The sequence below is a fragment of the Aurantivibrio plasticivorans genome (genome assembly GCF_055392955.1).
In genome coordinates this window covers 3,791,874-3,813,923 of record NZ_AP036020.1, presented here as the reverse complement: position 1 = coordinate 3,813,923, position 22,050 = coordinate 3,791,874, and the positions used below count along the sequence as shown (strand labels likewise).

Annotated in this window: 15 protein-coding genes; 12 read left to right on the top strand and 3 right to left on the bottom strand. The window is 52.8% G+C overall.

Going from position 1 to position 22,050, the window contains the following annotated elements; translation table 11 throughout:
* Positions 1 to 25 precede the first annotated feature (25 nt).
* The 5 genes from ACZ5NB_RS16990 to ACZ5NB_RS16970 are packed head-to-tail and all read left to right on the top strand — an operon-like array spanning position 26 to position 4,754.
* Positions 26 to 463, top strand: coding sequence for a TIGR03757 family integrating conjugative element protein (locus tag ACZ5NB_RS16990; protein WP_464107634.1), 438 nt, complete (start codon positions 26 to 28; stop codon positions 461 to 463).
* Complete coding sequence (locus ACZ5NB_RS16985) at positions 460 to 1,485, top strand: TIGR03756 family integrating conjugative element protein (RefSeq protein WP_464107633.1); 1,026 nt, start codon at positions 460 to 462, stop codon at positions 1,483 to 1,485. Before ACZ5NB_RS16990 ends, ACZ5NB_RS16985 begins: the two co-directional genes overlap by 4 nt.
* A complete protein-coding gene (locus ACZ5NB_RS16980) occupies positions 1,482 to 2,822 on the top strand; it encodes an integrating conjugative element protein (protein WP_464107632.1) in 1,341 nt (446 codons plus the stop codon). The genes ACZ5NB_RS16985 and ACZ5NB_RS16980 overlap by 4 nt, the downstream gene beginning before the upstream one ends.
* On the top strand, positions 2,812 to 3,186 hold the full coding sequence (locus tag ACZ5NB_RS16975) for a hypothetical protein (RefSeq protein ID WP_464107631.1): 375 nt from the start codon (positions 2,812 to 2,814) through the stop codon (positions 3,184 to 3,186). Before ACZ5NB_RS16980 ends, ACZ5NB_RS16975 begins: the two co-directional genes overlap by 11 nt.
* The gene (locus ACZ5NB_RS16970; protein ID WP_464107630.1) at positions 3,186 to 4,754 is read left to right on the top strand and encodes a conjugal transfer protein TraG N-terminal domain-containing protein; all 1,569 of its coding nucleotides are present in this window, start codon (positions 3,186 to 3,188) and stop codon (positions 4,752 to 4,754) included. Before ACZ5NB_RS16975 ends, ACZ5NB_RS16970 begins: the two co-directional genes overlap by 1 nt.
* Positions 4,755 to 4,760: 6 nt before the next feature.
* On the opposite strand, the gene ACZ5NB_RS16965 is transcribed toward ACZ5NB_RS16970, so the two are convergent.
* From ACZ5NB_RS16965 to ACZ5NB_RS16955, 3 genes are all read right to left on the bottom strand, one after another.
* Complete coding sequence (locus ACZ5NB_RS16965; RefSeq protein ID WP_464107629.1) at positions 4,761 to 4,970, bottom strand: hypothetical protein; 210 nt, start codon at positions 4,968 to 4,970, stop codon at positions 4,761 to 4,763.
* 76 nt (positions 4,971 to 5,046) lie between these two features.
* Positions 5,047 to 5,415: a metal-dependent hydrolase gene (locus ACZ5NB_RS16960; RefSeq protein WP_464107628.1), complete on the bottom strand. Its 369-nt coding sequence runs from the start codon at positions 5,413 to 5,415 to the stop codon at positions 5,047 to 5,049.
* 13 nt (positions 5,416 to 5,428) lie between these two features.
* Positions 5,429 to 5,677 carry a hypothetical protein gene (locus ACZ5NB_RS16955; protein ID WP_464107627.1) on the bottom strand — a complete coding sequence of 83 codons (249 nt, stop codon included), beginning with the start codon at positions 5,675 to 5,677 and terminating at the stop codon, positions 5,429 to 5,431.
* A gap of 686 nt (positions 5,678 to 6,363) precedes the next feature.
* Between ACZ5NB_RS16955 and ACZ5NB_RS16950 the strand changes: the two genes are divergently transcribed.
* Genes ACZ5NB_RS16950 through ACZ5NB_RS16920 form a run of 7 tightly spaced genes read left to right on the top strand, consistent with a single transcriptional unit; the run spans position 6,364 to position 22,034 of the window.
* A complete protein-coding gene (locus ACZ5NB_RS16950; RefSeq protein WP_464107626.1) occupies positions 6,364 to 7,248 on the top strand; it encodes a helix-turn-helix transcriptional regulator in 885 nt (294 codons plus the stop codon).
* Positions 7,248 to 12,533, top strand: coding sequence for a DEAD/DEAH box helicase (locus ACZ5NB_RS16945; RefSeq protein ID WP_464107625.1), 5,286 nt, complete (start codon positions 7,248 to 7,250; stop codon positions 12,531 to 12,533). Before ACZ5NB_RS16950 ends, ACZ5NB_RS16945 begins: the two co-directional genes overlap by 1 nt.
* Complete coding sequence (locus ACZ5NB_RS16940) at positions 12,533 to 15,319, top strand: helicase-related protein (protein WP_464107624.1); 2,787 nt, start codon at positions 12,533 to 12,535, stop codon at positions 15,317 to 15,319. Before ACZ5NB_RS16945 ends, ACZ5NB_RS16940 begins: the two co-directional genes overlap by 1 nt.
* 9 nt (positions 15,320 to 15,328) lie before the next feature.
* Positions 15,329 to 19,375 carry an Eco57I restriction-modification methylase domain-containing protein gene (locus tag ACZ5NB_RS16935; RefSeq protein WP_464107623.1) on the top strand — a complete coding sequence of 1,349 codons (4,047 nt, stop codon included), beginning with the start codon at positions 15,329 to 15,331 and terminating at the stop codon, positions 19,373 to 19,375.
* On the top strand, positions 19,375 to 20,739 hold the full coding sequence (locus ACZ5NB_RS16930; RefSeq protein ID WP_464107622.1) for an AAA family ATPase: 1,365 nt from the start codon (positions 19,375 to 19,377) through the stop codon (positions 20,737 to 20,739). The genes ACZ5NB_RS16935 and ACZ5NB_RS16930 overlap by 1 nt, the downstream gene beginning before the upstream one ends.
* Entirely contained in the window at positions 20,736 to 21,263 is a 528-nt protein-coding gene (locus tag ACZ5NB_RS16925; RefSeq protein WP_464107621.1) for a hypothetical protein, read from the top strand. Before ACZ5NB_RS16930 ends, ACZ5NB_RS16925 begins: the two co-directional genes overlap by 4 nt.
* 9 nt (positions 21,264 to 21,272) lie before the next feature.
* A complete protein-coding gene (locus ACZ5NB_RS16920) occupies positions 21,273 to 22,034 on the top strand; it encodes an HNH endonuclease (protein ID WP_464107620.1) in 762 nt (253 codons plus the stop codon).
* Positions 22,035 to 22,050 lie beyond the last annotated feature (16 nt).

Sequence of the window (22,050 nt, the reverse complement as noted above, 5' to 3'; positions counted from 1 at the left end):
GCTATTTGGATCTGGATGACCACCCGTGAATATTGTAAAAAGCCATCGTCTATTTCCCATTATTCTCGCCGGCGTACTCTGCGAACCGATATTGGCCGACGAACCACTGACCGCCATCGAAGTATTTACCGATGCCATGAGTCCGGTCGCGGGTAGCGCAGTCATGATAACCGTGTACCACATAGACCGTATTGCCCGACTTCAGCAAGCACTCTCCAAGGATCTGCCCTCTGATCCGGAAGCGGCCAAACAAACGGTGCTGCAGCGCTTTCAGCGCATGGACAGACAGCTCAGCGGCGAACTGGAAAATGCCGCTAACGGATTACTTAAGGCGACGCAGTACGGCATTGATCGCTACCCGGCCATTGTCTTCGATGGTAGAGCGGTGGTGTACGGCATCACCGACATTCAGGCAGCAACTCAATGGTATCGGCAGTGGCAGGCGGGAGCGCCAAGATCATGATGCGCTCCCTCCGCCGTTGTGGACTTCTCCTGCTGATGTTGCTCTCCATTGTGAGCCACGCTGGCACCATCTCCACGACGGAGATTGTCTCCCAGACCACCAGTGCAGCACTCAGCTGCATGCGCTGGATGCCGGTGGGAATGTGTTTTTGGTTACGCTGCTCCATCTACGAATGCGATGTCGAGACCTCCATCAAAGTCGGTCATTACCAGCCGGATGCGGTGGTGAGCAGCTACAACGAACTTGGTGCTAATCCCTGGGCAGAGATCCGCAGCATTCTCGGCGCCGCTCAAAGTTCCGCGGCGAACGGGCTTCTCGGTAGCCTGCTGGCCGTGCCCATTGAGAGCGCGGGCAATCGAACAGAGGGCGGGCAGGGCAACAAGGATCACCGCAACCTGATCTTCCGCGAGACCGATGTGATCGGCCATCCTTTAGGTTCGCTGTCTGGTGTCCTGGCCGGTACCGGCTATCTGTGTGAGTCGGAAACCACCTCCTTCTACCCCTATTTCATGTCGAGCCTGGATGCCCTCTCGTGGCGGATGGAAATCCCCGAGATGTTCTACACCGCCAGCCTGATCCCCGGTCTGCGGGAAATCGGTAACTGGCCGGCACAAACCTGGGGTGGTGTGTACCCCAGAACCGGCTGGACCACTCAAGCGGAGGAGCCCAAGGCCGCGGCGATCAATGCGCAGCGGGCTGGGGATATCGTGACCCGGAGCGGTCAGCCGCATATTTACGACCAGATCGAATCCTCTTCCAGCTCCGATCAACGGATCTGGTCGCCGGGCCCATTGGTGGAAGACGATCCAGCCACCGGTGAGTGGCAGATGCTGCTGCCCAAGCCCGAATCCACCTGCGCTGTGTTTGGCACCAACGACCTGGCCAGTGCCACGGGGTGGGGTGGTGGCCGGGTGGATGAGGAGGGGGATTACGCCTGGAACCTGTGGAGGCCTTACCAGTGTTGTGAGAAGGAAGGCCAGTTTTTTCTGTTCGACATCAATTGGATCAACTATCCGCCATGAGCAAACGCAACCCTATTCACTGTCTGCTGATCGCATTGGCTGTCTCCAGTGCTCCCGGCGCTTATGCCGCCCAGGCGCCCACGGAAGACGGACTGTGGTATTACGAGATCGGTGGGGCCGAGCCGGTGTCGGTACCGGCCAATCCCGCCGTGGTCTCCACCACGCTGGGAGGCTCAGCCCAACTGGGCTTGGGCTACAGCTGCGGTAAGTTTGATCCAGTGGCGGCGGTGACCAATACCCTGAATGACATTGGTGCCGGCGTCGACAACATGATGAATGCCATGACGGCTGCAGCCACCAGTGCCATTGCCTCGCTACCGGCGCTGATTCTGCAACGGGCCAACCCCGGTCTGTACGATCTTTTTCAGAATGCCCTGATCAAGGCCGAGGAGACCATGCAGCTGGCCACCAAATCCTGCGAGCAGATGGAAGCGGAGATCGCCCAGGGCAAGAACCCTTACGCTGACCTGATCACATTGTCCAAAGGTAACGACTGGAAAGTGCAGATGGGGATTGGTGGCAATGATGCCGTCACCGCCAAGGACACGGTGGAAACCTCCAATGGCGATAACGGTGTGCCCTGGATCGGCGGACAGGCAGGCGGCACCGGCCAACCGGTGCTGGAGTTCACCGGTGATATCGTCGAGGCCGGTTACAACATCAATATGAATCGCGCCGTCACGGATACCACGCCAGTGCCGGCGGCATCGGCCACGCGCCTGTCGGAAATCTGGTCATCACCGGCTGAGGCCCGCAACTGGACGGTGGATGTGGTGGGGGAAAATATCGTCACCACCTGTGACACCTGCCGCAAGGACAGTATTCCCGGCACCGGGCTGCTGCCCAAGCTCTATCAGGAGTCCGCCACGGTCACCACCGAAATTCAGAATCTGGTCAGCGGTACGACACCGCCGACGCTGGCCAATCTTGATCAGATCACCGCCCCCGGCGTGGCCATCACCCTTCAGGTCATCGAAGCGATCCGTGAGATGCCGGCCTCCGAGCAGAGCCTGATCATGGGCCGCCTGGTCTCTGAAATCAGTACCGCACGCACGGTCGAAAAAGCACTGTATGCCCGGCGCCTGCTGTTGTCCGGGCGACAGGTGCCGGAAGTCTATGCCACCGAGGTGGCCCGCGAACACGCAGACAACTCCATCGCCGAGCTAGATAAAGAGATCGAAAACCTGCTGTTCGAAACCCGTGTGCGCAAAGAAGTGGTTTCCGACACTGTCGCCACATTGCTCCAGCGCGCGGCGGCTAAACGGCAGAGTTCATTGACGGTACCAGAGGTGCCGACACTCGACCCCAACCCATTGCGAGGTGGTCGTGTACAGTAGTATCCGTGCAAGACGTAAAGGCTTTCTGCTGTGCATGGCCGCGGCCGTGTTGTTAACGGCAGGGGTGGGTTATCTGCTCATGGTTCGGTTGCAGACCGACTCTGTGCAGTCCATCCAACAGCATCTCGACCGCTGGCGAATAACACTAACGCTAGGCCGCTGGACGGTTATCGCACTGGTGGCATTCGGCTGGCACTACGCGGTTCAGCGTTTTACTGCTGCCAGCAAGATGAGCGCCGTCCAGGCAGAGCACCTGCACGGAATGCGGTGGCGAGCGGTTACCTGGCTGATCTTGCTTGAGTTGGTGCTGGGGCAGGGGATGGTGGTGAAGTTCCTCGCACTCCTAACAGGGACGAACGGCTGATGAGCGTCGACAGTTACCTGGAGCTCTTCACCTCACTCTTTGGCTGGGCCTTCTACGGCATTCTGTGGGACGTGCTGGTCAGTACCGGTATCGTCTATCTGCCATTCCTGGGGATCTTGATCGATAACTGGCGTGAACCGGCGCAGGGCGGTGAAGTCGGCCACGCCAGCGGCCTGTCGCTACGGCGGATGGAGATCGAGCTGTTTATTGCGCTATTGGTGGTCGTGCTTGCGGGCCAGCCCGCTGCCCTGACACCGCTCAATGCGGCAACCCTGTCCTACTCGCCACCACCGACCTTGCTAAACCCAACACCTGCGACAGCAACAGTGGCGTCCCCCCAGAGCACCTATGGCGCGACGGGTTTTACCGGCTCTGCCGCAACGGTGAATGTGCCGGTGTGGTGGTACGGTGTCATTGCCCTCAGTTCAGGCCTGAATCACGCCATTGTCGAAGGCCTGCCAACGGTGGCGGATATGCGCACCTTCGAGCAGCAAGCGCATTTGGCCACCATTGCCGATCCGCGCCTTCGGCAGGAGGTCAGCGATTTCTTCAGCCAGTGCTATGTACCAGCGCGCTCCAAATATCAGGCCGAGCGGCCCGATACCCTGGCGATCAACGCCATTCTCGCCACCTACGGCTCCGATGACCCTGACTGGATGGGCTCCCACGTATACCGCGATACTGCAGGCTTCTACGATACCTTGCGCCCGGCCAACCAAATTACCGGCTGGGCTTACAACGCGATCAGGGATACCGAATACGATCCCGCGACACCGCCCACCTGGGGCAAACCCTACTGCAAACAGTGGTGGGAGGATGGAGCCATCGGCTTGCGGGAAAAGCTGATCAACGAGGCGGACGCGACCTCTGCCGGCTTCTCCGGTCTGGTGGTCGCTATCGCACCGGCGCTGGCCAGTGAACAGCAAAATGATGCTGTCGCCAAAACCGTGCTTACCAATGCGCCGCCTTCCTGGTCGAGCAACGAACTGATCGCCAATAATGCCTCCGGCTCGGGCTTGTTTAATACGGCAGGGAATATCGTCAAAGGCGGCCTGGCGACCGGTGGTGTGGTCACCGCATCGGCCCTGTTTTCTGTCACCATGACCGCCGTGCTGCAGTCACTGCCCATGGTGCAGGCCATTATGCTGCTGGGCATCTATGCGTTGCTGCCGCTGGTCGTGGTGTTATCCCGCTACTCGATTGCCATGATGGTGATTGGTGGCATGGCCATCTTCACCATCAAATTCTGGACGGTACTATGGTATCTGGCCATGTGGGTAGATCAGAACCTGATTCTTTCGATGTACCCCGACGTCAATGTCTTCCTGCAGATCTTCGCCAACCCCGGCGAACACGACGCCAAGCGCATGCTGCTGAACATGATCACCACCAGTCTCTATCTGGGATTGCCGCTGCTGTGGAGCGGGATGATGGCGTGGGCAGGGGTGAATATTGGTCGTTCTATCACTGCAGCTACTTCGCCGCTTGCGAGACCGGCTGATGATGCAGGAAGGCAGGGTGGCAGTTTGGGTAAAATGGCCGTGTCGAAAGGAATGAAGAAGAAATAGGGGTTGTTACAAGTCTTCCTCATACCAGCCGTCAGGATCAGCTCCAGAATCCATGCGCCCAGTACGAAAATTGTGTTCGCCAAATCGATCGGAGCCATCGCCTAAGGGGCGGTCTTCGTTTTCGTCATCATCGGCGATGAACAGAATGCCGACAGCGGTTACGAACAAAGCGGCACTAGCTTTGAGCATATGGGCAATACGAGTGATAGTATTCATCTGCAGACTCCATCTGCGGTTACCCCGACTCAGCTTGAGTATAACGCCATTGGGCTAAAACGCTTGGCTCTGCCGCTTACAGTTTGCCGATAATTGGCAGTGATCTGGCGGTTAAAGCATCCAGCGCCAAATGGCTGAGATACGCGGCCCCGCCCAGCAACAATAATCCTCGTAGCATTTTATCGAGATTGTTCTGCGGATCCCAGTGATAAACCTTGTACACACCGGTTCCCAGTAAGCTCAACACAGCGACACTGTGAAAAAACTGCCGATGGTTAGGGTTTCCCAATGATGGCTCGATCATATCGGGTAACCGGCCAAGAAATGCCCCTAGTGGTATCGCTGCTGCCGGGTGATGCAACATTGAGGTTTTATCCTCCGCATCACTTTGTGTAATAGCCAGTGCTGCAATTGCACCGGCGAACTGGTGTGTTGGTCCGTTCATATTTATCCAATACCTATTTCAGTTTCTTCTTTACGGTTTCAATCAATTGGTCGCAACATCCGGAAACCTCGAAGCTCAGAGAGTCTAGTTTGCGTCCCTTTACTTTAATCTTCGGAGCCTGACCATGAGTGGGGCATCGTGCTGAGCCGACGGACTTTTTGATATATTCCTGTACAGACTGTAAAACTGCGGCTTCCAGGGCATTACCGATGTTGCGTGGCGAAACCTTCCTGCCATTTATTTCAAAAGAAATATCGATCATCACAGTATCCTCAGCTGAATGTATATTCTTTCCAAGGGATTCGACTCGGATGGACGTTCCTTAGAAAATTCACAATATCCCGACGACCCCAGTAGCTTGGAGTGCCGCGTGAATCCTGTCCCATCAGCACAATGGGCATACCCGGGAACAGGGGTTGAAAGGATTGAGCAGCCTGCTGACACTGTAACTGCGAATTTAAGATGTGCTGTTTCACGATCGTGATCGCAAACGTTACACCTTGCTCTTTGACGACCGCACCTTGGATTTTCACCATTGCCAAGTCTCCGCTATCCACTGTTTGATGAGGCCCCTGAAGCGCTGGGGCCGCCCACTACTTTTCCTTCCTGACACCCTTGAATGGGTCTTTGCTGGAAGTCTTTACGTCCATAAAGCGCCCGGTCTCGGTATCTCGCTTCACATAGTGACCGGATGGCGTTTTGGTTTGGGAGCGGCCACGAACTGCGCCATTGCGGTGGCCGTCGCCCTTGGGAGGATTTGTTGCCATGGATATGTTCTCCGTAGAAGTGGGAGGATCAAAGCCAGTCTCTGATCTTGGTTGTAGAATATACAGATCAAAATGATGATGTCAACAGGTATAATATATCACCACATGATAAAGTATTACCATTTGGCGTCAAAATGGTGCAAAATCTCCAGTGTCTTGATTAGGGGGGGGATAAGCCAGAGTGGAGCTATCAGGCATTAGTCAGGCGCAAAAAGAGCGCCTGTCACATATCGATTTTCGAACCTACTTCCTGGGCGAAATTGGGCGTAGTGATCTGGTAACTCGCTTCGGAATCGGGGAGGCGGCAGCGACGCGCGATATCACCTTATACCGAGAGTTGGCCCCCTCTAATCTTGACTACGACACCAAGTTGAAGTCCTACGTCAAATCAGAATCCTTCAAGCCTCTGTTCGAATACTCGCCGCCACAGGTGTTAGCGGCCCTCTCGCAAGGGTTTGGTGAGGACTTTATCGGTAGCCACAAACCCATGGTGCGGTGTGAAACGCCGGCGGAGCTCAATCGGCCATCGCTACCGGTGTTAGCCGTTCTTACCAGGGCCATCTATCACAAGAAAGTGGTGAAGATTCAGTATCGCTCCATCGGTTCAGGCTTGAGTGAGCGTGAAATCGTTCCGTTTGTTCTGGTCGATAACGGGCTGCGTTGGCATGTCCGTGCCTTTGATCGCAATCGCCAGGCCTTCATTGACTTTGTGGTTACGCGAATTGCACATCCAGTCATTGTCGAGGATCAGCCTAAAGACCATGAAACAAGTGAGGCTGACATTCAGTGGAACCGAATTGTTGAAATGAATTTAGTGGCACATCCCAACCTTCCCCATCCAGAAACCATCGAGATGGATTATGCGATGAAGGATGGCGTACTCAAGGTGAATGTGCGCGCTGCCGCTGCAGGCTATGTACTCAGACGGTGGAATGTGGACTGTACTGAAAACCATAGTTTGAAAGGGGCCGAGTACCATTTATGGCTCAAGAATTGGCAAGCCCTTTATGGTGTAGAAAATCTGGTTATAGCACCGGGATATGACTTGAATAAGGACATAAACTAATGGAAAACGTATTCAATTTTAGGGACGAATTGATCGAAGAATACAGTTCGTTTTCCAGAAGTTTTGTGTCAATCGCAGCTAGCGACATAAAAAATGTCGTTGAGCAAGAATATGCGGAAGGCCGATATTGGCCGCAACCGCTCATACAGATTAATCCTAACTACCAACGTAAGGGGACGGTACAGGAACTCGCCACCGATGGAGTCCTTCATCCACTATGTGGTGATGTTTTTCGTACAGGAAAAATAGAGGGTAAGTCAGATCCTCTTTTTCTGTACAAGCATCAGCTTGAAGCACTGGCAAAGGGACAACAAAAGCAAAGCTATGTAGTTACTACGGGTACAGGTTCAGGGAAGTCTCTTTCATTTTTTATTCCCGTTGTTGATGCCATTCTTAAAGGTAAAGATGCGGATCCAACACCAAGAACCAGAGCTATCGTCATTTATCCAATGAACGCGTTGGCAAATAGCCAACTTGAAGAGCTGGATAAATTTCTGGTTGACTTCCCTGCTGATGGTAAGCCTTTTACTGTTGCGCGTTATACCGGACAAGAAAGCCGGACACAGAGAGATTATATAGCGGATAACCCGCCGGATATTTTATTAACCAACTTTATGATGCTGGAGCTTATCCTGACGCGTTATGAAGATGTTGATCGGCGTGTCGTAGAAAACTGCCGCGGATTGGAATTCCTTATCCTCGATGAGCTCCATACTTATCGGGGTCGCCAGGGGGCAGATGTTGCTGTACTGGTAAGGCGACTCAGAGAGCGTTTAGCTACGGAGAATATGACCTGTATTGGTACCTCTGCAACCATGTCCAGCACAGGTAAGCAGGTTGATCGCAATCGTGTGGTCGCTGAAGTTGCCACTAAGCTCTTCGGAGCCAAAATAACCGAGCACGATGTTATTGGCGAGACCCTTGAAAGGGTCACTACTCCTTCGAAAGGCGTTGATGCGATCAGGCCTCTACTAAAAGCCGAGATTCAAAAGGCTGGCTATTCCTGGGAAAATTTTGAGGCTTTTAAAGATTCGCCATTAGCTATCTGGGTGGAGTTGAATCTTGGTATTGAGATACCCGACGACGAGCCTCCAAAACGCGCAAAGCCGAAAACCCTTGATTCCGCTTCCGAGCTTCTGGCAGATGATGCAGGTGTAACGCAGCAGGAGGCCTCTGTAGCGCTTCAGAAATTTTTGGTTGCGGCTCACGACGTGAAAACACCTCAAGGTCGTGCTCCTTTTGCTTTCAAATTGCATCAGTTCATTAGCGGTCCGGGCAAGGTTCTGGCAACGCTTGAACCCGGTGGTTTCAGAGCTATTACGCTGGATGCACAGCGTTTTGCTCCGGGCAGGCAAGATCAATCCGTTCAGTTGTATCCTACCCATTTCTGTAGGGATTGTGGTCAAGAGTACCACCCGGTTTGGAAAACTGTGCATGGTCAAGTCAGATTTGACCCGAGAGATATCGGTGAAATCACAACAGCAGATAATGAAGAGCTTAATTTCGGATTCCTCTGTCCTGTTCACCCACAATTGGACTTCAGGGGTGGTTTGGAAGATCTACCAGAATCGTGGATTGATTTCTCAAAAGCTGAGCCAAAACTCAAGTCCAATTATAAAAATGCTCGTCCAATAGAATTTAGCATTGACCCCCAAGGTGTGGAGGGTCGGGGCGAGCGCTATTGGTATATTCCAGGAAAGTTTCGCTTTTGCTTGAATTGCAGCCAGCTTCATGAGGCCCATGGAAAAGATATAAACCGACTTGCCAGTTTGTCTGGTGAAGGTCGTTCGTCCGCAACAACAGTACTAACACTGTCGGCACTACGACAACTCTTTTCGATTCAGGATTTGCCAGAGGGCGTTCCAGATCCAAGAAAGCTGTTAGGGTTTTCAGACAATCGACAAGACGCTGCACTGCAGGCGGGGCATTTTAACGATTTCATTTTCTTGCTGACACTTCGGGCAGGTTTGATCGGCGCGCTACAAGATAATCAAGGCTTGTTAGATGAAGAAAAACTCTCCGAAGAGGTCTTCAAATCTCTTGGCTTTAGCGGTGTTGATGAAGCCACCTTGGCCGAATACTTAAAAACACCGAAATTAATGGGGCTGGCCAGGCAAGAAGCGCAGCGAACACTACGATACATTATTGGCTATCGCCTCATTCGCGACCTTCGCAGGGGGTGGCGCTTTAACAACCCGAATCTTGACCAACTGGCCTTACTGAAGATCGACTATCGTGGCCTGAATGAATTCTGTGCTGAAGATGAGCTCTTTAAAAGCAGTAAAAACTCTGTATTAGCAAAACTCAATCCGTTCAATAGGGCGAACCTGTGCAGAGTCCTGTTCGATGAAATGCGTCGAGCATTATGCCTTGAAACACGCTACCTGGATTCTGTTGAGCAAGATAAGGCACGAAATAGTGCCTTTAATTATCTGAATGAACGCTGGGCATTTGCCTCTGACGAGAAGCTGGAAACCTCCAAGTTTCTAATTTTAACGAAACGCCCGGAATACAAAGGTAAGCCAAGAAGTGATCTTGTTTCAGCGGCAGAGAGATCGCGCGTATTAAAAATTATCAAGAATGCAGACTTCTGGAAGTCTACTGCATATGCAGGTCAAGTCAGTAGCTGGAAGGATACAGAGTGGGTCGAAATCATCTCCGCGCTGCTGGAAATAGCAGTCCTCTACGGGTACGTACAAAAACACAGTGTTGAAAAAGGTTTGGCAGGTTTTCGGCTGAACGCATCTGCACTGGAGTGGCTACTTACCGACACCGGCATCGAAGAGGATAATTCCTCCAACCAATATTTTCGTCAGCTCTACCTGAATTTGGCTGAACTGCTAAAGCAGCCCAGTCACCCCTTATTCTATTTCGAAGCTCAAGAGCATACCGCACAAGTTGATGCCGCCCGTCGTCAGTTACTGGAGCAGCGATTTCGTTATACCGAAAAGGATCAAAAGGAGTGGCTGGAAGAGCCTGGCCATGAAACACCGTTGGAGCGCCTGCCGGTGATGTTTTGTTCGCCAACCATGGAGCTCGGTGTAGACATTTCAGCGTTGAACACTGTGTACCTGCGGAACGTACCCCCGACGCCTGCCAACTATGCACAGCGCAGTGGTCGCGCCGGTCGGTCTGGACAGCAGGCCTTGGTGATTACCTATTGCGCCTCACTTAGCCCCCATGACCAGTGGTTTTTTCACAATGCCAATGAAATGGTGCACGGCGTAGTAAAGGCGCCAACCCTGGACTTGGGTAACCGAGAGCTCATTGAAAGCCACTTGCATGCAGTTTGGCTGGCTTCGGCCGAGGTCGAGCTTGATAGCAGCATTGCGCCACTGGTGAATCTCGAAGAACAAGCCAAACCACTGCAGACAGCGTTGATGCAAAAGCTGTCTGATCCTGAGGTGATAGAAAAAGCTCGCTCTGCAGCGCAAGGAGTAATAAAGCAGCTGGAAAATGAATTGAATACCAGTCACTGGTTTACGGCCGATTACATTGATTCAGTTATTAGTCAGGCTCCGCAGAACTTTTCAGGTGCACTAGATCGTTGGCGTGCTCTGTTTGATGCGACTCGTAAACAGATGGATATGGCAGAGGCTGTCGCCAAGAGCCACACTGCGACGGATTTGGAAAGAACTAACGCGAAGCGCCGCTGGGGTGATGCCGCCAACCAATACGGAATATTGCTAAAAACCGGTAACACCCAAAATTCAGACTTTTACACCTACCGTTATTTGGCGAGTCAAGGTTTTCTGCCAGGCTATAACTTCCCGCGTCTGCCATTGATGGCATGGATCCCGGCCCGAGGTGGACAGGCTTCTGGTAAAGATGATGAGGGTAGTATGGTCAGCCGGCCGCGTTTTCTGGCTCTGTCCGAATTTGGCCCGCGCAGCCTTATTTATCATCAGGGTAGAATGTATCGTGTTGTCCGCGCCAAACTCAATGTTGGCAACAGCGAACACATATCGGGTAACAGCACTTTGGCAACCATCACATCCCGCGTTTGCAGCCAATGTGGCTATGGCCATTTGGGGCAACCTGGAGGTGAAGAGCCTTTGGTGGAACGCTGCGAAAACTGTGACGCCCTGTTAACGGAAGAAGATTGGGTAAAAGAGCTGTATCGCATTGAAACCGTGGAAACCTTACCGGTAGAGCGTATCTCCATTAACGACGAAGATCGCCAACGACAGGGCTTCGAACTGCAAACTACCTATCGATTCCTGCCGGGTCCCGATGGAAAAATCCAACAGCAAAAAGCCATTGTTCAGGCAGACGAAGATAGTCTGGCTGAACTGACATACGCGCCAGCCGCCCGTATCTGGCGAATCAATCGGGGTTGGCGTCGCAGGAAAGATAAAAACCAACTTGGTTTCTACATTAACCCCATTACCGGCACCTGGAGTAAACAGGACGATCCCAATAGCGAAGATGACAAGAGCGGCGATGAAGGGGCATTAGATAAAGTCGCTAACCAGCGCATTGTTCCCTTTGTTGAAGATCACCGCAATTTGTTGATCCTTCAGCCGATTAAGCCTCTGTCCATTGAAGCCATGGCAACGGTTCAGGCCGCATTGAAGCGTGGCGTTGAGATGAGCTTCCAGATTGAAGAGTCAGAGCTGGTTGCCGAGCCGCTACCCAAGCTGGATGACAGAAAGTCGTTGTTGTTCTATGAGGCCGCCGAAGGCGGGGCCGGAGTGCTGACTCGTTTGGCTTCTGAGCCAGAAAGTCTGGCAATGGTGGCCAGCAAGGCATTAGAAATCATGCACTTTCAGAAGCCAGAAGGAGAGTGGAACGTCAGCCAGCTTGCCTCATTAGAGAAAAAGGATGATCTCAACAACGCGCTGTGCGAGGCCGGTTGTTACCAATGTTTACTCTCTTACTACAATCAGCCCGACCATGAAAATATCAATCGTCGCAATGCCGATGCTCTGGAGTTATTAGTGGCTCTGGCCAACGCCAACGTCAAACCGGTGGCGCTATCAGAAGTATCAATTCCAGTTGCCGCCGGTGATTCACTTGGGCAGGAGTTGCTCAATGTCATCAGTCAACGAGGGCTTAACCAGCCAGACGCTACCTTCGTTACCGTATCCGGAGGAGCGGCCACGGCAGTGGCCCAATATAAAGGCGCCAGAGCATTGGTTTTCATTCAAACGCCAGTAGAAGAGATCATCCAGCAACTAGCTGATAAGGGGTGGGACTGTATCGATGCATCCGGCCAATCTTCCTGGGAGACCCTATTTAGTCGTTACGCCAATGTCTTTGGTGTAAGCGAGGAACAAGCCTAATGACGCAAGAGTACAACTATCAACCTGGCAACCTGGTGCATGCGAGAGGGCGTGAATGGGTAGTGCAAAATGAATCCAGCCCTGAATGGCTTCGCCTCCGTCCACTGGGCGGTACCGACGACGACATTGTTGCGTTGATTCCCGATTTGGAGCTTGAACCTGTCAAGTCGGCGACCTTTCCATGGCCCGATGCAGAAAAACCTGGCAACCATTCAGGAGCATTATTACTACGCGACGCGCTGCGCTTGAAATTGCGTACCGGCAGTGGCCCATTCCGTTCATTTGGCAATATCGCTGTTGAACCACGGGCGTACCAGCTGGTGCCACTGTTGATGGCACTGCGCCTGAGCACGGTACGCCTGTTGATCGCTGATGACGTCGGTATCGGTAAAACCATTGAGGCCGGCCTGATTGTTCGCGAATTGATGGATCGTGGCGAGATCGCCAGGTTCGCAGTGTTGTGCCCGCCTCACCTGGTAGAACAGTGGCAATCTGAACTTGAGAACAGGTTCAACCTGCAGGCAGTGGCTTTGACGTCAGCTACTGCCGGCCGTGTTGAGCGTGAAGTGCCTCATGGCACCAACTTGATGGATCACTTTCCCATCATCGTAGTAAGCCTTGATTACATCAAAAGTGAGCGCCACAGGGAGCATTTTCTCTCAATTGCACCAGAATGCATTGTGGTAGATGAGGCACACACTTGCGCCGCGTCCGGCCAGGGAAAACAGCTCCGTTTCGAATTGTTGCAACGACTTGCAGCGAACGAAGAGCGTCATTTGATCCTGCTGACGGCCACGCCCCACTCAGGTGATGAAACCGCTTTTTATAATCTCATTTCGTTGCTCAATCTCAAGTTCGCTGAACTGCAAAACCGCACCTCAGCAAACGACCCGTTGCGTCAGGAGCTGGCACGCCATTTTGTGCAGCGTCGCCGCAAGGATATTACCGAATGGCAAGCTGAAACCAATGACGGCACAGGCTTTCCCCGCCGAATGAAGGCTGAAGTCACTTATAAACTCAGCGGTGATTGGGGCGGTTTTTTCGATGCTGTTCAAAACTATTGCGTTGAGCTGGCTGAGAGTGTTGAACGCCAGGGAGAAAACGATTCACGTCTTATCTGGTACGCCACACTTGCGTTGTTGCGTTGCGTTGCCTCCTCACCGGCAGCTGCAGTCAAAGCCCTCAGCAACCGGCTGGAAGGTTTGCAGTCTACTGACGAGTTGTTGACCGATGAGCGACTGCATGACGGCGAGGCGGATGACCTTTCCGCCTCTGATCTGGAGCCGCCAGCGCAGCTCAATAACCAGGCATTGCAAAACCTGATAAGCGAGGCAGAGCGCTTGAGCGGAAAGCAGGGCGATCCGAAATTGGCAGCGTTGATTCAGCACCTGGACGTGCTAGTCAAAGACGGGTACCACCCGGTGGTATTTTGCCGCTATGTAGCGACCGCTCATTATGTCGCCGAGCATCTGCGCAAGCATTTCCCCAAGGCGACGATTGAATCTGTCACCGGCGAATTAACCCCGGAAGAGCGCCGCCTCAAGGTAGAGGAGATGGAGGAGGGGTCAGAGGATAAACAAGTTGGGCGAATTCTTGTCGCTACGGACTGTTTGTCAGAAGGCATAAACCTGCAGCACCTGTTCACAGCCGTCGTGCATTATGACCTGGCGTGGAATCCTACCCGCCACGAACAGCGTGAAGGCCGGGTAGATCGCTTTGGTCAGCAGGCCTCCGAAGTGCGATGCACCATGCTCTACGGGCAAGATAACCCGGTCGATGGCTTTGTGTTGAACGTAATTTTGCGCAAGGGCGAAGCCATCCAAAAGGAGCTGGGTGTATTAGTCCCCATGCCAGAGGATGATAACCGCATCAATCAGGCGCTCGTAAAAGCCGCTTTAATGAAGCGCTCAGCGGGCAACGCCCCTTTTACACCGGACATGTTCGCCGATGCCGAGGAGCTGCTAGCACCGGTTGAGACCCAATGGCAAGACGCACTCACTAAAGCCAAAGCAAACCGCACGGTATTTGCCCAGCGCCGTATTCAGCCCAATGAAGTCATGCCTGAGTGGCAAAAGCAACAAGAGTCATTGGGTAGCCACGAAGACGTACAGCGTTTTATCAGAACGGCTGCCGCTCGCCTCAATGCGCCGTTGGAAACTGCCAAGGGTAATCGTTATCGCTTTTTACCGCAGTACACACCTGACAACTTGCGTCAGCGCCTGTTCGATGAAGGTATTGAGCAGCCTTTGCTGATTGATTTCAATGAACTGCACCGAAGCCATCCGTTGGTGGGCGTTTTAGCGGATCACTTGCTGGAAGAAAGTTTACAGGGCGACAGCAATCTGGCTGCTCGCTGTGCTGCCGCCGAAACCGACAGCGTTGATGTAGTGACGACCATTTACCTGCTGCGCCTGCGCCACCAGTTGGAATACGTGCGCCGCCGTGAACCCTTCCAGTTGATGGCTGAAGAAACCATCGCCTTGGCGGTAAAAGGGCGCACCAGTCCACAGTGGCTGACAGGCAATGAGGTGAATAACCTGCTGGAATGCGTGCCCAGTGGCAACCTTCCCAAAGAGGCGATGACTCGCGAAATTAATCACGCCATCGGCTTTTTACAGCAGCACAAGCACAAGCTCGAAGCACTGGCTACGGAACGCGCCAGCAATCTTTTAAAGGATCACAAGCGTGTGCGCGAAGCCGCTCGCGACGTAGGTCAATACAGCGTCAACGCCTGTTTACCCGTGGATGTGATTGGCGTGTACGTACTGCTGCCGGATGCGCTGTAAGGAATAAGAATGAAGAAAGTTAAACGCCAGGCCAAAAGCGCTCTCAACCTGCCCAGTCTTACCCTGGAAGGCGCACTGTTTCTACCTGATCAACTGGAAAAGGCTGCATTGGGCCAGGCCAAACATCAAGCCGAGGCCGATTACCACACGCCTAAAGGCTTAAAACTAAAAGATGACTACAGCCGGGCCTTCCAGATCGCCTGTGCCCAATGGAAGCACTTTGCCCCATTGCTGGAGCGTGAGGATGTGGATGCACAGTTAGTCACCCAAACCTTTGTGGCAGAGCTGCTGCGCGATGTATTCGGCTACGGCACGCTGCAGGCTACAGCCCCGGTTTTAGTCAACGATCGTTCGTACCCCATCACTTTTTTAGCCGGCCACGTGCCGGTTGTGGTAGCACCCTTTAACGCCAGGTTGGACGACAGCCTTCCCAGCTTTGCTATTGAGGGCAGTGGCAGCCGTAAAAAGTCCGCCTTTCAGTTGGCGCAGGAACTGCTCAATGCCAGCGATGCGCATTTGTGGGCCATCGTCAGCAATGGCAAGCAGCTGCGCCTGCTGCGTGATGCGGCTAGTCTGACGCGCCCCAGTTTTCTTGAAATCGACCTGCAGGATGTACTCGAAGGTCAGCGCTTTAGCGAGTTCGCCAACGTCTGGCGCCTGCTGCACGCCAGTAGAGCATCCCTTAACGACAAGCCTGAGCACAGCATTTGGGAAGCCTGGCGCGAAACCGGTAAAGCCGAAGGTACCCGCGTGCGCGACGGCCTTCGCAACGGCGTAGAGCAAGCCCTGCTGGTATTGGGAGAAGGCTTTATCCAACACCCATCCAATCAAATGCTGCGCCAGCAGCTTGATCAGGGTGACCTCAGTAAGAACGACTACTTCCAGGAATTGCTGCGCCTCATCTACCGGCTCATTTTCTTGTTCACCGTGGAAGAGCGCGGTGTATTGCACACAGCCGATGATTCAAAGCCCGCCCAGCAAGCCCGCCGCCTCTATGCCCAGGGCTATGCGCTGGCACGCCTGCGTGATACCTGCTTAAAGCGCCGAAATCTCAACCGCTTCGACGACCACTGGCAGGCGTTGCGTATCGTTTTTAAAGGGCTGGCCGAAGGAGAGCCTCGCCTGGCGTTGCCCGCATTGGGTGGGTTGTTTAACGCGGCCCAGTGTCCAACGCTGGATTCTGCCGCGCTCAGCAATCACCACCTGTTAACGGCTATTCGATACTTGCGCTGGGCCAAGCATGATGGCTCTTTGGCACCGGTGGACTACCGCAACATGGGGTCAGAGGAGCTGGGCAGTGTGTATGAAAGCCTGCTGGAACTGGTACCCGAGATTGACCTGACCGCAAAATCCTTCGGCTTTGTGGGTATCACCTCTGAGGGTTCCACCGCGGGTAATGCCCGTAAAACCAGCGGCAGTTACTATACGCCGGACTCATTGGTGCAGGAGCTGATTAAGTCGGCACTGGAGCCGGTGATAGAACAGCGGTTGGCAGAAAACAGAGCCAATCCAACAGAGGCCCTGCTCAGTATTCGCGTCATCGACCCGGCTTGCGGCAGTGGCCACTTTCTTCTAGCCGCTGCACGTCGTTTAGCCCAAGAGTTAGCTTTACTACGTAGTGAGGATGGCGCGGTAAAACCTGCCGATTATCGCCATGCTCTGCGCGAGGTAGTGAGCCACTGCATCTTTGGCGTTGACCGTAACCCAATGGCACTGGAGCTGGCACGCACCGCGCTGTGGCTGGAAGGTTTTGAAGAAGGTCAGCCGCTGTCCTTCCTCGATCACCACCTGCAGTGCGGCGATGCCTTGCTGGGCTTGACCGATCTGAAAGCGTTGGAATATGGCATCCCTAAGGCGGCGTTCAAGCCACTCTCCGGGGATGAGAAGCCCGTGTGTACGGCCCTCAATAAAGCCAATACCGCCTCGCTGAAAGATCTGGAGAAAAAGCGCAACGCCGCACAGTTCAAACAATTGGATGAATTTCTCACCACCGACTCCGGCCTGAAGGAACTTGCCGCTATTGAGGCGATGCCCCAATCGACCACTAAGCAGATTGCCAAACAGGAGGCGGCTTACAAAGCCTTTTTGGACAAGGCAAAGCACAGCCACCTGCGTCACGCCGCCGATATGCTGTTGGGGGCATTTCTGTTGCCGAAAACGGAAGCGACCGAAAGATCAATTCCTACGACTGCCAGTGTGTATCTGGAATTGGTCAGCGAAAGTCACAATACCCAGCACAACGCGCAGCGTGAAGCCGCTACCATTGCCTGTCGCGAGGCCTCCGCATTTCATTGGCCGCTGGCCTTTCCGCAGGTGTTTGCCCAAGGTGGGTTTGACTGTGTGCTCGGCAACCCGCCGTGGGAGCGCATCAAACTGCAGGAAGAGGAATTCTTTGCCACCCGCAATGCCGATGTGGCCAAGGCCAAGAACAAGGCGGAGCGCGCCCAGCGTATCCAATGGCTCAGCGAAGGTATGCTGGCCAAGCACTTACTGCCGGAGTTGCACCACCCCGAGCATGAATGCGCTGCAGAAGTGCGGCTGTTCAACGAATTTATCACCGCCAAGCGTACCGCCGAAGCGGCCAGTGCCTTTATGCATGTAAACGGGGATGAAGGTGGTCGTTATGCGTTAACCGGCGTTGGTGATGTAAACACCTACGCGTTGTTTAGTGAAACTATTTATCAAATCGTAGCACCTGCCGGGCGGGCAGGTTTTATCGTGCCCTCTGGTCTGGCTACCGACAATTCAACCAAAGGTTTCTTTGGCGAACTGATATCGAAGAAATCACTGGATAGCTTCTTTGAGTTTGAGAACGAAGGCTTTTTCGCCGGTGCCGGTCAAGGACATATGCTGCGATTCGCACTGACAACCATTGTTGGCTCAGCACAACAAATTCCTGAAACACGCTTCCTGTTCCAAGGTAAAAAAATTGAACACCTGCATGACCCGGAGCGTGTATTTACTCTAAGCCCTGAAGATATATTCCGGGTAAACCCGAATACTCTGACCTGTCCGATTTTTCAATCACGCTACGACGCCGAGATTACCAAGAAAATCTATCAACGTGTTCCAGTGCTTATTCGCGAAGCCAGTGGTGGCCAGTCTGAGGTAAATCCCTGGGGGATTACCTTTATGCGAATGTTTGATATGTCCAACGACAGCCACTTATTTAAAACCTATGAGGATTTGATAGATGAGGGATACGAGCTGGATGGGAATCACTTTATTAAAGATAAATCTGAGTATGTGCCGCTGTATGAAGCCAAGATGGTTTACCACTATAACCACAGATACAGCGATTTTAGCCAGACTGAGGGCGAGAGAGCACACATCCTTCCTAAGACCCCTATAGAAAAGCTAAAGGATATGGCTTTCGAGCCAATTCCGTTTTACTGGGTGACAAAATCAGACATGGAAAGTCGGTACTCAGATAAAAGTTGGGATAGAAAATGGGCTTTGGGATTTCGAGATGTTACTGACTCTCGCGCTAGTGCTCGATCTTTTGTCGGAACAGTTATTCCCCGAACCGCTGTTGGAAACAAATATCCTCTAATGCTAACCAATCAAGACCCTAGATTGGTGTCGTTGTTACAGGCCAATCTAACATCTATCTGTTTTGACTATTTTTCTAGGCAAAAGATCGGCGGATTGACAATGAATTTTTTCATTGTAAAGCAATTACCGGTTTTGCCGCCGGAGATTTATCGTGCAGTGGATATTGAGTTTATTTTACGCCGAGTTCTAAAGCTTACATATTCATCATACAGCATGATTGGATGGGCGAAAGATCTTGGATTCGACGGGAATCCGTTTGAATTTAACGATGAGGAACGAGTAATCATTCAAGCAGAGCTGGATGCTTATTTTGCAAAACTGTATGGGCTAAACCGTGAGGAACTTCAGTTTATTCTTGATCCAGAATCCGTAAGACCAGGCTATCCATCAGAAACATTTGCTGTTTTAAAAAGGAGTGATATCCGTCTCTATCAAGAATACCGAACCCAGCGCCTGGTGCTGGAAGCCTGGGATAAATTGGAAGCCGGAGCGCTGCACTGATGCTCACCCACTTAAAACTCGACAATTTCAAGATCTGGCGCAGTACTGGCCCGCTGCGCTTGGCCCCATTGACCTTATTGCTGGGCACTAACTCCTCGGGCAAATCCAGCCTGATCCAAAGCCTGTTGCTGATTCGTCAGACAGTAAAAAGCGACGACCCAAATTTGGATTTGAATTTGGGTAACCCGGATAACGACAACGGCAAGTCCGATTCCGTCACTCTTGGCCAGTTTCAGGATGTCCTCTGCCGCAGCGCCAGCGCCAGTCCCGGCACTCCGGCTTCGCAGTTCGGTATTGAGTTTCGTTGGGCTGAGGAGCCCGATGGTACCGATTCATCGCTGTTTTCTGCCCGCTATCGCAAAGGTTCTGGTAACAGTGCTGAACTCGATTATTTACGGTTGGGCAAGGATGGCCAAGGATTTACCGTCAAGCGTCGCAAAGCGGGCATTTATCAGCTAAGCCTTGCCAGCCAGCGAAAGCCATTGGGACAAAGTGCCGAATACCGTCCCGAGCGTTCTTTTGCCTTTTCCGCTGCGACCCTTAATAAGCTGGGTGAACAAGCTGAGAGCATTAACGAAGTTGGCCCAGAGCTGCTGGATGAACTCAGCCGTATCATCTATCTGGGCCCCGTTCGGCGGCTGGCTCAGCGCGACTATGTTTGGGCTGGCCGTATGCCAGCGCATATTGGCGATGACGGCGCCAAGGCTATAGATGCTTTGATAGCCAGTGGCGTGGCCTATCAGCGGCAGAAGAAGGCGGGGGAGGAAATCAGCGATGAAGCTGTGCTGTTTCAGCAATCCGCCGCCTGGCTGAACACCATGAACCTGGCAGATGGCCTTGCCGTGAAGCAATTGGGGCGATCCGCCCGCTATGAGCTTCACATTATCAATCAGAACGAAGTCAGCAACCTGAAAGATGTTGGCGTAGGCGTATCGCAGGTATTGCCGGTGATTGTGGCGGCACTTTTCGCTCAACCAGGCCATATCGTGATTATCGAAGAACCGGAAAGCCATTTGCATCCTCTGGCTCAAAGTCAGCTAGCGGAATTGTTTGCACAAATAAGTCATCAGCGCGGCGTGCAGTTCATTATCGAAACTCACTCTGAACACCTGCTCACCCGCCTGCAGCGCCGCGTAGCGGAGCAAACGATTGAGCCAGAAGCCTTGGCCATGTACTTCGTTGAGCGCGACGGAACCAGGGCTAAAATCAACGCCTTGAAGCTGGACGATTACGGCGAAATCAGCAACTGGCCAGAAAACTTCTTCGGCGACGAAATGGGCGACATCGCCGCCCGAACCATGGCCGCCATGCAACGCAAAATCGAAGAAAAGAAAATAACACCGCCCAAGGAAGGTGAGGAATGAATGCGGTAGTGATTGATACCAATGTATTGCTCGTGGCTAATCAGCAACATGAAGATATTTCTGAAGAGTGCGTTTTAGCCTGTACTGCAAAGCTGCTGGAAGCAAGAACAAGAGTGGTTGTGATTGATGACGGTTTTCGCATGCTCAACGAATACCAGAATAAAACATCGGCAAACCAGAATACCCGCATGGGCGACGTATTTTTAAAGTGGTTGCTACAAAATAAAGCCAATACGGATCGGGTGCATCAAGTAACCATCACAGACACCGCCGGAGACCACTTTGCAGAGTTTCCTGACCAAGCATTACAACCGCAATTCGACCCACCTGATCGAAAGTTTCCAGCGGTAGCCAACGCCCATGCGGATAAACCACCTGTATTGCAAGCCGCCGATTGCAAATGGCTAAACTGGTGGCCCGCTCTGCACGCTGCGGGCGTTGTCGTAGACTTTGTGTGCCCAGCGGATGTCTGTGGTTTTTACGGCAACAAATTCCCAGGCCAGCCTGTTCCGGCTATGCCTTAAGGTGATGTGATGGATGCCCTGAAACGCTCATTAATTGAAAAGGCCGGCCATGATTTTGGCTTTGAATACACAGTGGCCGAAACTCCCACCTCTTTGACACTAGGCTCAGCCCGGCATCCTCTCCATGCGCAAGTTACACTGGATGGTTCGCAGTATCTGCTTCAGCTTGTGAACGCAAAACCGCTTTTGATCAGCGAGCTAAGCCGTGATTTTTCCGTCACGGACCAAAAGATCAGCTGTAGCACCATTGAGCAACTGTCTGTTGTTTTCCGTCGTGCCGCCGCGTTGGCTCACTCGCTGCCTAACCAGGCTGAGAATGATTTTGAGTCTGCGTTGAAAGCGGAACTTGAAAAGCTTCCCTGTGCGATAAAAAACACCGAAATAGAACGTATGGTTCGCCAACGTGTGGGGCAGGATACCTATCGCAAGGCTATGCTCGACTATTGGGGTAGTGCTTGCGCAGTGACTGGTGTCGCTATACCCGAAGTACTTCGCGCCAGCCATGCACTTCCCTGGGCTGAATGTGAATCCGATGCGCAGCGCCTGGATGTCTTTAATGGCTTCCTACTTAACGCGAACTTGGATGGGCTGTTTGATCGCTTTCTGATCAGCTTTGATGAGGAAGGAGTCGTCATCGTCTCTGATCTCGTTTCAACCAAGGATCGGGACTACTTGGGCTTAATCGAAGGACTGCAGTTGCGTTGGCTTACAGAGCGGCACGAGACCTATCTGCAATTACACCGTACTCGCCTGCGAACTAAAGGGCAGTAGAGACAAATAACGGAAT